At 66.4% G+C, this 11724-nt stretch carries 7 protein-coding genes; 2 read left to right on the forward strand and 5 right to left on the reverse strand.

Annotation, left to right across the window (positions count from 1 at the left end; all coding sequences use genetic code 11):
* Positions 1 to 91 precede the first annotated feature (91 nt).
* The 5 genes from ACH4YL_RS19090 to ngcE form a co-directional block, all read right to left on the reverse strand.
* Positions 92 to 1207, reverse strand: a complete 1116-nt coding sequence (locus ACH4YL_RS19090) for a substrate-binding domain-containing protein (protein WP_398508531.1) — start codon at positions 1205 to 1207, stop codon at positions 92 to 94.
* A gap of 122 nt (positions 1208 to 1329) precedes the next feature.
* A complete protein-coding gene (locus tag ACH4YL_RS19095; protein WP_398508532.1) occupies positions 1330 to 2529 on the reverse strand; it encodes an ROK family protein in 1200 nt (399 codons plus the stop codon).
* A gap of 231 nt (positions 2530 to 2760) precedes the next feature.
* Complete coding sequence (locus ACH4YL_RS19100; protein WP_398508533.1) at positions 2761 to 3678, reverse strand: carbohydrate ABC transporter permease; 918 nt, start codon at positions 3676 to 3678, stop codon at positions 2761 to 2763.
* Between the two features lie 2 nt (positions 3679 to 3680).
* Positions 3681 to 4604, reverse strand: coding sequence for a carbohydrate ABC transporter permease (locus tag ACH4YL_RS19105; protein ID WP_398508534.1), 924 nt, complete (start codon positions 4602 to 4604; stop codon positions 3681 to 3683).
* Between the two features lie 52 nt (positions 4605 to 4656).
* Entirely contained in the window at positions 4657 to 6105 is a 1449-nt protein-coding gene (gene ngcE, locus ACH4YL_RS19110; protein ID WP_398508535.1) for an N-acetylglucosamine/diacetylchitobiose ABC transporter substrate-binding protein, read from the reverse strand.
* Between the two features lie 507 nt (positions 6106 to 6612).
* Here ngcE and ACH4YL_RS19115 point away from each other — a divergent pair.
* Both ACH4YL_RS19115 and ACH4YL_RS19120 read left to right on the forward strand, forming a co-directional pair.
* Positions 6613 to 10449 carry a GH92 family glycosyl hydrolase gene (locus ACH4YL_RS19115; RefSeq protein ID WP_398508536.1) on the forward strand — a complete coding sequence of 1279 codons (3837 nt, stop codon included), beginning with the start codon at positions 6613 to 6615 and terminating at the stop codon, positions 10447 to 10449.
* Positions 10450 to 10668: 219 nt separating this feature from the next.
* Positions 10669 to 11580 carry an FG-GAP repeat domain-containing protein gene (locus ACH4YL_RS19120; protein ID WP_398508537.1) on the forward strand — a complete coding sequence of 304 codons (912 nt, stop codon included), beginning with the start codon at positions 10669 to 10671 and terminating at the stop codon, positions 11578 to 11580.
* Positions 11581 to 11724: the final 144 nt, after the last annotated feature.

The following is an 11724-nucleotide window of genomic DNA, read 5'->3' on the forward strand; positions in this document are numbered from 1 at the left end:
CGTCCGGCGTCCCGCCCGGGCAGCGGGGTGGTTGGTGGGCGGGACGCCGGAGGAGCTTCTTGGGGTGGGCCCGGGCAAGGGGCCCACGGACCTACTTCAGGCCGAGCGTGTCGCAGGCGGCCTTGTACTTCGGGGTGCAGATCTCGGCGACGGTGTAGACGCCGTCCTTGATCACGGTGTCGTTGATGTTGTCCTTGGTCAGCGAGACGACCGGGACGAGCACCGACGGGATGCCCTTGGTGGTCGGGCTGTCGACCTTCTCCTTGGCGATGGAGTCGATGCTCTCGCCCTTGGCGAGCGCGACGGCCATCTCCGCGGCGGCAGCGGCCTCCGGCGCGTACGGCTTGTAGACGCTGGCGTACTGCTCACCCGCGATGATGCGCTGCACACCGGCGAGCTCGGCGTCCTGGCCGGTGACCGGCGGGAGCGTGGTGAAGCCGCCGGCCTTCAGGGCGGTGATGATGCCGCCCGCCATGCCGTCGTTGGCGGAGTAGACGCCGATGATCTTGTCCTTGCCGAGGGCCGTGATCGCGGCCTCCATGTTGGCGTTGGCGTTCTCCGGCTTCCACTCCTTGGTGTCGAACTCGCGGCCGATGTTCACCTTGCCGTCGAGCTCGGCGTGCGCGCCCTTCTTGAACAGAGCGGCGTTCGGGTCGGTGACCGCGCCGTTCATCATGACGATCTGGCCGTCCTTGGCCTTGGCACCGAGCGCGGTGAGCAGCGCCTTGCCCTGGACGTGGCCGACCTCTTCGTTGTCGAAGGAGGTGTAGCCGTCGATCGGGCCCTCGGCGAGACGGTCGAAGGCGACGACCGGGATGTCCGCATCCTTGGCCTTCTTGACCGAGCCGGCGATGGCCTTGGAGTCCACCGAGTCGACGATCAGCGCGTCGACCTTGTTGGTGATCATCGTGTCGACCTGCTGGTTCTGCAGCGTCGCGTCCTGCTTGGCGTTGGCGTAGATGACCTTGGCCTTGCCATTGGTCAGCTCGCTGATCTTCTTCTCGATGAGCGGCTTGTCGAACTTCTCGTAGCGCGCGGTCTGGTTCTCCGGCAGGAGCAGACCGATGGTGATGTCGTCACCCTTCGCGGCACCGGTTCCGTTGGTCTTCTCACTGCCGGCCTCGTCGGCACTGCCACAGGCAGCGAGCGAGACAGCCATAGCGGTGGCGGCAGCAGCAACGGCGGCACGACGCAGATGTGTGTTCATCTGTAGAAACCTCCCTGACGAGGCCGCGTCGTTGCGGCCGAGGTGGCTGGAAGTCAACTCGGCCCCGCTGCCAGCGTCAAGGAGTAAATCCTTAACGAGATGACAACGGTGCCATTCGTTATCTAAGTGAAGGCAGGCGCACTGGTCGGCAAGGCACTGTCCAGAAGCGTCGAATCGCCCATTTCGCTAAGCACAAGAGCCAGTGCGCCAAGCACCTCGGCTCGTCCACCAAGAGCGCCCGGTGCCACCGACAGCTGCCTTGCGGCACTGGGGATGGCGTACCGGGACACGGACTCACGGATGGGTCCGAGCACCAATTCTCCCGCTTCCGCCAGGTCTCCGCCCAATACGACCCGGCTCGGGTTCAGCAGATTGCAGAGATTGGCCACGCCGCTGCCGATGTGGCGCCCCACATCGGCGATGACGCGGCGGCATCCGGGGTCTCCCTCGCGGGCCAGCTGGACCACCCGCTCCATGGTCAGATCGGCCCCGTGGCTCGACTGGAGCAGCGGCAGTACGTAGCGGGCGGCGGCGAAGGTCTCCAGGCAGCCGCGGTTTCCGCAACGGCAGACCGGCCCCGACTCGTCCAGCGTGATGTGGCCGATCTCGCCGGCCGTGCCGCCCGGTCCGCGGTAGATCTGACCGTCTATGACAAGACCGGCTCCGACGCCGCTGGCGACCTTGATGTACGCGAGATCCCGCACCCCTCGGCCGCTGCCCCAGACCATCTCGCCCAGGGCTCCGAGGTTGGCGTCGTTGTCCACGTACACCGGCACTCCGAGGCGCCCGGAGAGCTCCTCGCTGGGGTTGATCCCGGTCCAGCCCGGCAGGATCGCGGTGGAGCCGAGCGTGCCCGACTCCACATCGATCGGGCCCGGCACGCCGAGGCCCACGCCGATCACCTTGTCCTGGCCGATGCCGGTCGCCGCGATCAGACGGTTGACCAGGTGTTCCGCCCGGTCGAAGCCCTGGGCGGACGAGGCGTCGACATCGAGCGGCTCGGACTCCTCGGCAAGCACCTGGTGGGCGAGATTCCCGATCGCGACGCGCAGATGCGTATGCCCGAAGTCGACGCCGACGACGATGCCCGCGTCGCCGCTGAGCGAGACGCTGCGGGCCCGGCGGCCACCGGCCGAGGTGGGCGTGACCTCGACGGTTCCGCCGTCCTTCAACTCGCGAACGATGTTGGAGACCGTCGCCGCGGACAGGCCCGTGCTCCTTGCGATCTCGGCCTGGGTCAGCGAGCCCGCCATGCGGACGGCACGCACGACCCGCTCGAGATTGGCCCGGTGCAGAGAGGTCTGCGAACCCGGAGTCTCCATTGACTCATCCACTCCTGCCCCCGGTGGGCGGCGCGACGGCCGCCCCCGGCCGGGATCCGTCGACGGAACCCGGCTTCTCTCCAACTTGTGAACTCTAAGGACAACTCCAAGGGCTGATCGCGTCAAGACCTTGAGCGGAGCGAACCGGGGACGAGGGGGCACAGGACACGCCAAATGCCCCGGCGATTCAAGATCGCCGGGGCATTCGCCGTACGCAATCGCAAGTACGCGCTACTTGATCGCGCCCGCTGTGAGACCCGCCACCACCTGGCGCTGGAAGATGATGTACGCCGCGAGGACCGGCAGCATCGCCATCACCAGACCGGCGAACAGACCGGACCAGTCGCCCTTGTACCCCTGGCTCACGGCCAGCTCCACCAGACCCTGCGAGAGCACCTTCTTCTCCGGCTCGGTGTTGAGCACGGTCGGCAGCATGTACTGATTCCACTGCCCCAGGAAGTTGAAGATGCCGACGCTGATCAGTCCGGGCTTCGCCATCGGCAGCATGACCTGGAAGAAGGTCCGGGTGTGCGAGGCGCCGTCGATCATGGCCGCCTCGGCCACCGAGCTCGGCAGCGTCCTGAAGAAGGCGGTCAGGAAGAAGACCGTGAACGGCAGCGAATACGCGATGTAGACCAGGATCAGGCCGTGCAGCGTGTTCAGCAGGGCGACGTTGTTCAGTACGTAGAACAGCGGCACCAGCGCCAGCATGATGGGAAAACTCATTCCTCCGATGAAGAGGAAGTAGATGAAGCGGTTCCCGGGGAAGTCGAAGCGGGCCAGCACATACGCGGCCATCGAGCCGAACAGCAGCGTGCCGATCAGCGAGCCGCCCACCACCAGCACGGTGTTGAGGAAGTAGTCGCTCATGTGCGCCTGGCTCCAGGCGCGCGACCAGTTGTCGAACTGAAGCGAGTCCGGCAGCGACCACGGCGAGGTGAAGATCTCCCGGTCGGTCTTGAAGGAGGTCATCACCGCCCAGAGCAGCGGCAGGACGACCATGATCGCCCAGATGACGAGCACACCGTGCGAGAAGACATTGAGGACGCCGCCCTCCCTCTTCTTCACCTTGGCGGACGCGATATTGGCCTTCACCACGGTCGGGCGCTCCTCGGAGACGCCGACCGGCGGGGTGTCAGTGGTCTTCATTCTCAGAACTCCAGCCGCTCGCGCCGGCCCAGCCGCATCACGACGGCCGCGAAGGCCAGCGTGACGATCAGCAGGGCGACACCGATCGTGGTCGCGTATGCCGCCTGGCCGTCACGGAACGCCGTTTGGTAGACGTACAGCGTGAGAACCGTGGTCGAGTAGTCGGGTCCGCCCGGCCCCACGGTCATGATCTGGACGACCGCGAAGGACTCCGCGCCCAGCGCCAGGATGCCCATGTAGACCCAGCCGGACTGCACGGTGTCCCACAGCAGCGGCAGGGTGATCCGGAAGAACGTGGTGAACCGGGTCGCGCCGTCCAGCAGCGCCGCCTCGTAGAAGTCCTTGGGGATGGAGGCCATACCCGCGGAGAACAGCACGACGAAGAAGCCGACCGTGCTCCAGACCAGGACCGCCATCACGCACCAGAGTGCGAGATTGGGGTCGCCGAGCCAGTCCGGCTGGAGGCTGTCGAGACCGACGGCCTTCAGCGCTCCGTTGATGGCACCGTCGTTGGGGTTGTACGCGAACTGGAACAGCAGGGCGACGATCGCGATCGACAGCACCTGCGGGAAGAAGTACGCGACCTTGTAGAAGGACGATCCGCGTACTCCGGCGATGGCGGCGCCCTTTCGGCGCCGCCCGCCGACATTGAGCATGAACGCGAAGAACAGCGCCAGGCCGAGCGTCACCAGCGGCAGCAGCAGCGCGAACCACAGGCTGTGCTGCAACGACTTCCAGAAGATGTCGTCGTCCAGCATTCGACTGTAATTGTCGAAGCCGACCATCTTGAAGTCCGGGCTCAGGCCTGTCCAGTCCGTGAAGGAGTAATAGATGGACTGGATGAACGGCCAGATGACGAAGACTGCATACAACGCCAATGGGGCCGCCAAGAAGCCCACGATGAACCGGTACTTGCCGTGTTGCATGGCTATCGACCCCGATCTTCCGGCGACTGCCGTCGCCGCTGGTGACGCTTACTCACTGGTGCTTGTAGTGCTTGATCGACTGATCCTTGGCCGCCGCGTCCGCGAAGCCCTGGATCTTCTTGATGGTCTCCGCCGGGGTCGCGCGGCCGGCCATCATCTCGCCGAGGCCGGCGACGCCGATCTGCTCCTTCTGGAGCTTCACATACCAGTCCTGGATACGCGGGTTGACCACGTTCTCGCCGGCCTTCTTCAGCGAGTCGACGCCGGACTGCATCGCCGTCGACAGGGTCAGGCCGTCGGTGCCGCCGTTGTACGCGGTCAGGGACTTCACCTGCTGGGTGAAGCTCTTCGAGGACGCCTCACTGAGCATGATGCGCAGCTGCTCCATGCCGCCCTCGGCGTTCTTCGCCTTGGCCGGAACGATGAAGGGCTCGCCGCCGGAGGCCCAGATGGTGCCGAACGGCAGCTTGTCGGACTTGTCGAGGCCGGTGGGCGCGGCCACCGTCATCTTGAAGTCCTTGGGCGTGGTCTTGGCAGCCTCGTTCTCCACCCAGGAGCCGTTCGGGATGAAGAGCGCCTTGCCCTCCGTCCAGGCCGTCTGGGACTGGATGTGGTCGATGCCGGGCGTGCCCTTGAGGATGTAGCCCTTCTGGTAGAGCTCGTAGTACGCGTCGAACGCGGCCTTGACGGCCGGGTGCTCCCAGGCCTTCGGCTCCAGGTTGTCGATCGCGTCGAGTACCTCGCGGCCGCCGATCTTGGCGATGAAGGGGTACAGCGAGAACGGCAGGTAGTACGGGTGCTTGCCCGCGTACGTCCAGCCGGCGATGCCCTGCTTCTTCGCCTTCTCGCACAGCGCGAGCATCTCGTCCCAGGTCTCCGGGTACGTGGCGTCGAGCTTCTCCAGGGCGGTCTGCGAGTACCACACGCCGTACACGGTGTAGGCGTAGTAGAGGATCCAGACCGGCTGGCCGTCGAACTGGCCCATCTCGACGATGCCCGGGCGCAGGGTGTCGCGCACCTTCTTGTTCGGGTCGTCGATGGACGGCGCGTCCAGCAGCGGGGTGAGGTCGGTGAGCTGCTTCTTGCCGACCAGGACGCCCATGTCCATCTGCTGGGCGCCCGAGTTGTCGATCAGGTCCGGCGGCGTGCCGCCGTTGAACCGCGGCTGCAGCTCGGACTGGATCTTCTGGGTCGCGCGGTGCTTGACCTTGGGGGCCTTCGGGAAGGCCTCCTGGTACTTCTTCTCGGCGTCCAGCGCGTACTGCTGGCCGAAGCCGCCGTCGAAGATGACCACCTCGAGCTGCGCCGTCTCGTTGACGCCGAGCGGGTTCTTCGCGGTCTTCTTGCCCTTGTCGACCTTCGTGTCGCTGCCGCTGTCCCCGCTCGCACACGCGGACAGGAAGCTCATCGTCGGAACCGTCAGCAGGCCGAGCGCGGCGGACCGCTTGATCAGATCGCGACGGCCGAAGCCCTCATTGTTGTGGGCGGAGGTGGATCCCATGCTCAAGTCCTCGCCTTCTCCAGGACTCAGGCGGTGTACCGGTCGCCCGTCCATATTCGCCTCAGGCGAAGGGCCCCGCCACCGCGGTCAGTTGCTGCGCCTTCCCGGGGGGAGGACACAGTGAAGCTTGGGTCGTGCACGGTTGACAGCGGGAACGGACTCAACGGACGGAAGCCGATGCACGGACGCCTCTCCGCCCTCCCCGTCCCCCCTGGCCCGCTCCTGCGAAACAGGTAGGCGGACGCCGACAGGTATAGTCCACTTTCCGCCGGGGGAGCAAGATCGAAAGCAGGTTTGGTCGGCAGTCTTTCCCGAGTTGAGACCTCGCGGACACCTGAGCCCCGTGCGGGCCCATATGACCACATCATTCTTCGCGGAACGGCTGATTCCAGCCGCGCCGAAGTGCCAACACCCTTGACACCACCTGCCACTTACCTCCCTACTAGTGCCTGCGCCTCGCGCTGACAACGTTGTCCAACGCGGCTTCCACTGGAGGAAAGGCCCGTGATGCAGGCCAGACCCAGACTTCGCCAGAGTAAATTCCATGCGGCAGCCGTGGCGGCTGCCGCTTCACTGCTTGTGGCGACCGGCCAGTCGGCCGCAGTCGCCCTGCCCGCGCCGTCTGCGCAATCTCCTCAGGCGGACCGGGAATTCACCACCTCGTTCGAGGCGGACGAACGCCAGCCCGACTGGCGTAATACCGTCGACGTCACCGCGGCCGGCGAGAAGCGGGCCTCAGGTGTCGACGGCGGCTTCGCCAGCGGCATACCGGGCAATGTCACCGACAAGGTGATAGAGCTGCGCGCCAGTGACGAGAACGCCGGCTCGGGAGAAACCAAGGAGAACCTGGTCGATCTGCAGCCGGGCACCAAATGGCTGGGATTCGAGCCCACCGCCTGGATCGAGTTCGACACGGACGCCCCGGTCAAGGTGGTCACTTATGCCCTGACCTCCGCGAACGACTTCGAATCGCGCGACCCGAAGGACTGGACCCTCAAGGGCTCCACCGACGGCAAGGAGTGGAAGGTCCTCGACACCCAGGAGGGTGAGACCTTCGAGAAGCGCTTCCAGACGAAGACGTACGACATCGACGCGGCGAATGTCGCGGAGTACGCGCACTTCCGGCTGGACATCACCAAGAACAACGGCGCGTCCGACGCCACCCAGCTGGCCGACGTGCAGTTCTCCAACGGCGACACCAGCACGCCCACGCCCGACGACATGCGCAGCCTGGTCGACCGCGGCCCCGGCGGCTCCCCCACCGCCAAGGCCAACGCGGGATTCACCGGAAAGAGGGCACTGCGTTACGCGGGCACGCACAAGCCGGACGGGCGAGCCTATTCGTACAACAAGGTCTTCGACGTCAATACGGCCGTGCGCGGCGACACCGAGCTTTCGTACCGGGTCTTCCCGTCCCTGCCGGAAACGGATCTGAACTATCCGGCCACGAATGTGTCGGTGGATCTCGCCTTCACGGACGGCACCTATCTGAGTGATCTGCGGGCCGTCGACTCGCACGGCGGGCTGCTCACTCCGCAGGGCCAGGGCGCGGCCAAGCGGCTCTATGTCAACCAGTGGAACCATGTCGCCTCCCGGATCGGCACCGTGGCGGCCGGAAAGACGGTCGACCGGATCCTGGTGGCGTACGACTCCCCGAAGGGCCCGGGAAAGTTCCAGGGCTGGATCGACGACATCGCACTGGCGCCGAAGGCTCCCGAAAAGCGGCTCGCGCATCTTTCGGACTACGCGTCGACGACTCGCGGCACGAATTCCAGCGGTTCGTTCTCGCGCGGCAACACATTCCCGGCGACCGCCGTCCCGCACGGTTTCAACTTCTGGACCCCGGTCACCAACTCGCAGTCCAAGAGCTGGCTGTACGAGTACTCCCGCGGCAACAACGCGGACAATCTGCCGACCGTGCAGGCATTCAGCGCCAGCCATGAGCCCAGCCCCTGGATGGGCGACCGGCAGACCTTCCAGGTGATGCCGTCGGCGGCGGCAGGCACGCCGGACACCGACCGCGTCAAGCGCGCGCTGCCCTTCAAGCACGAGAAGGAGACCGCGCGCCCGCACTACTACGGCGTCACCTTCGAGAACGGCCTCAAGGCCGAGGTGACCCCGACCGACCACGCGGCGATGATGCGGTTCACCTATCCCGGTGACGACACCAGCGTCATCTTCGACAACGTCACCAAGGAGGGCGGCCTGACCCTCGATCCGGCCACCAGCTCCTTCACCGGTTTCTCGGACGTCAAGAGCGGACTGTCCACCGGCGCGACCCGGCTGTTCGTATACGGCGTCTTCGACGCGCCGGTCACGGCCTCCGGCGCCGACAGCGTCAGCGGCCATCTCCGCTTCGACGCGGGCGAGGACCGGACGGTCAACCTGCGGCTGGCCACCTCGCTCATCAGCGTCGACCAGGCGAAGAAGAACCTCGCCGACGAGATCCCGGCCGGCACCGGCTTCGTGAAGGTCAGGGACCGGGCGCAGGACGCCTGGGACGACCTGCTCGGCCGCGTGGAGGTGGAGGGCGCCAACCGCGACCAGCTCACCACGCTCTACTCCAGCCTGTACCGGCTGTATCTGTATCCGAACTCCGGCTTCGAGAACACCGGCACCAAGTCCCGTCCCAAGCAGCAGTACGCGAGCCCGTTCTCGCCGATGACGGGTCCTGACACGCCGACCCACACCGGCGCGAAGATCGTCGACGGCGAGGTGTACGTCAACAACGGCTTCTGGGACACCTACCGGACCACCTGGCCCGCGTACTCCTTCCTCACGCCGAACAAGGCCGGCGAGCTGGTGGACGGCTTCGTCCAGCAGTACAAGGACGGCGGCTGGATCTCCCGCTGGTCCTCCCCCGGCTATGCCGACCTGATGACCGGCACCAGTTCGGACGTGGCGTTCGCCGACGCGTACGTCAAGGGCGTGGACTTCGACGCCGAGGCGGCGTACGAGGCGGCGCTGAAGAACGCGACAGTGGTTCCGCCGTCCTCGGGCGTCGGCCGCAAGGGCATGGAGACCTCGCCGTTCCTCGGCTACGCCTCCACCGAGACCCATGAAGGCCTGTCCTGGTCGCTGGAGGGCTACCTCAACGACTACGGCCTGGCGAAGATGGGCGAGGCCCTCTACAAGAAGACCAAGAAGGCGCGTTACCAGGAGGAGTCCCAGTACTTCCTCAACCGGGCGCGCAACTACGTCACGCTCTTCGACTCCAAGGCCGGCTTCTTCCAGGGCCGGAACCTGAAGGGCGACTGGCGGGTTCCGTCCGACACGTACGACCCGCGGGTCTGGGGTTACGACTACACCGAGACCAACGGCTACGGCTATGCCTTCACCGCACCGCAGGACTCCCGCGGTCTGGCGAATCTGTACGGCGGCCGGTCGGGCCTCGGCGAGAAGCTGGACACCTACTTCGCCACGCCGGAGACGGCGTCGCCGGAGTTCGTCGGCTCGTACGGCAGCGTCATCCATGAGATGACGGAGGCCCGGGACGTACGGATGGGCATGTACGGCCACTCGAACCAGGTCGCCCACCACGTCACGTACATGTACAACGCAGCGTCCCAGCCCTGGAAGACGCAGGAGAAGGTGCGCGAGGTGCTCTCCCGGCTCTACACCGGCAGCGAGATCGGCCAGGGCTACCACGGCGACGAGGACAACGGCGAGCAGTCGGCCTGGTACCTCTTCTCCGCGCTGGGCTTCTATCCGCTGGTGATGGGCAGCGGCGAGTACTCGATCGGCTCGCCGCTCTTCACCAAGGTCACGGTCCATATGGACAACGGCCGCGAGCTGGTGGTGAAGGCGCCGAAGAACAGCTCGAAGAACATCTACGTCCAGGGCCTGAAGGTGAACGGCAAGACCTGGAACTCCACGGCCCTGCCGCACAAGGAGATCGCGCGCGGCGGCACGCTGGAGTTCGCGATGGGCTCCAAGCCGTCCGCCTGGGGCACGGGCAAGAGCGCGGCCCCGGTCTCCATCACGCAGGACGACAAGGTGCCGTCGCCGCGCCACGATGTGATCCCGGCGGGCGGTCCGCTCTTCGACGACTCCTCCGCCACGGAGGCGTCGTTCGAGTCGGCGGAACTGCCGGTGGCGTCGGCGACACGTGCGGTGCAGTACACGCTGACGGCCTCGGCGCGGGCGAAGGCCCCGGCGGGCTGGGTGCTGCAGGGCTCGGTCGACGGCACGAGCTGGCAGGACCTGGACAAGCGGTCCGGCCAGAGCTTCACGTGGGACAAGCAGACGCGGGTCTTCACGGTAGCGAAACCGGGCTCGTACGCGAAGTACCGGCTGGTGGCAGCGGGTTCGGCGACGCTTGCGGAGGTCGAACTGCTCTCCTGAATCCGGCGATTCCGCAACATTCAACACAGACCCGCATCCGGCTTGGCCGGGTGCGGGTCTGTTTGTGATATTCGCGACGGTCACGGACCCGTTGATTCCACATCAAACGCGTTGACTGGTAAAGGTTTTGTGCAACGATCACGGTGATCCTGCGATGACCTCATGAGGTGCACGGCACCTCATGAGGTACATCACGTCTCAACACACATGGAGTCATACGTGGCCAATCTTCCCGGCCGTAAGCGCGGACGCGTCCTGACGCGGCTCGCCGTCGCAGTCGTAACCGCTGCCCTGGTCGGCACCACCGCGGGAACCGCCATGGCGGACACCCCCGTGCCCAGCCCGCCGAAGAGCATAGAGATGGACGGCGCGGCCGAGGCGGCACAGGAGGCCGCCGACGCCCCGATCAACGCCCTGTACGGCGTCGACAAGAACGGCAACCTCTACGGCTACCCGCCGAACGGCACCGGTGGCCTGGACAGTCGCGAGCTGCTCGGCTTCGACTGGAACGTCATCAAGCACGCCACCCAGGTCGACCACGACGCCGACGGCAGCTCCGACGGCATCTGGGAGATCAACACCGCCGGGTACCTGTACTACGCCGCGTTCGGCGCGGAGCCCGCCTCCGTCGGCGGCGGCTGGAACATCTACAACAAGGTGCTCTCCCCCGGCAACCTCAGCGGCGCCACGGCCGACGACCTGCTGGCCCGTGACACCTCCGGTGTCCTGTGGCTCTACCTGGGTTACGGCAACGGCAAGCTGACCGGCCGTACCAAGGTCGGCTCCGGCTGGAACGCCTACAGCCAGATCGCGGGCCAGGGCGACCTGTCCGGCGACGGCAAGGCCGACATCGTCGCGCGCGACGGTTCGGGCGTGCTGTGGCTGTACAAGGGCACCGGCAACCGCACCACGCCGTTCACCGCCCGCACCAAGGTCGGCAGCGGCTGGAACATCTTCAACAGCCTCGTCTCCGTCGGTGACATCGACATCGACGGCAAGACGGACCTGATCGCCCGTGACAGCGGCGGTTCGCTCTACCTGTACAAGGGCACCGGCAACGCCGCGGCCCCGTTCAAGGCCCGCGTCACGATCGGCTCCGGCGGCTGGAACATCTACCGCCTGCTCTTCTGATCGATTGCCTGAACAACACGGAAGGGGGGGGCCCCCCCCCCCCCGGGGGGGGGGGGCCCCCGGGGGACCCGCCGGCCGGGGGGGGTGTGGGGGGGGGTGGGGGCCCCCGGCGGCGGGGTTGTTGCCGGGGGGGGGGGGTTGTGC

This window comes from Streptomyces sp. NPDC020681, from assembly GCF_044334895.1.
GTDB lineage: Bacteria > Actinomycetota > Actinomycetes > Streptomycetales > Streptomycetaceae > Streptomyces.

What these genes read in the sequence shown, in the direction of transcription:
- ACH4YL_RS19090 (WP_398508531.1), bottom strand. Translation starts at nt 1,207, where the DNA reads ATGAACACACATCTGCGTCGTGCCGCCGTTGCTGCTGCCGCCACCGCT.
- ACH4YL_RS19095 (WP_398508532.1), bottom strand. Translation starts at nt 2,529, where the DNA reads ATGGAGACTCCGGGTTCGCAGACCTCTCTGCACCGGGCCAATCTCGAG.
- ACH4YL_RS19100 (WP_398508533.1), bottom strand. Translation starts at nt 3,678, where the DNA reads ATGAAGACCACTGACACCCCGCCGGTCGGCGTCTCCGAGGAGCGCCCG.
- ACH4YL_RS19115 (WP_398508536.1), top strand. Translation starts at nt 6,613, where the DNA reads ATGCAGGCCAGACCCAGACTTCGCCAGAGTAAATTCCATGCGGCAGCC.
- ACH4YL_RS19105 (WP_398508534.1), bottom strand. Translation starts at nt 4,604, where the DNA reads ATGCAACACGGCAAGTACCGGTTCATCGTGGGCTTCTTGGCGGCCCCA.
- ngcE (WP_398508535.1), bottom strand. Translation starts at nt 6,105, where the DNA reads ATGGGATCCACCTCCGCCCACAACAATGAGGGCTTCGGCCGTCGCGAT.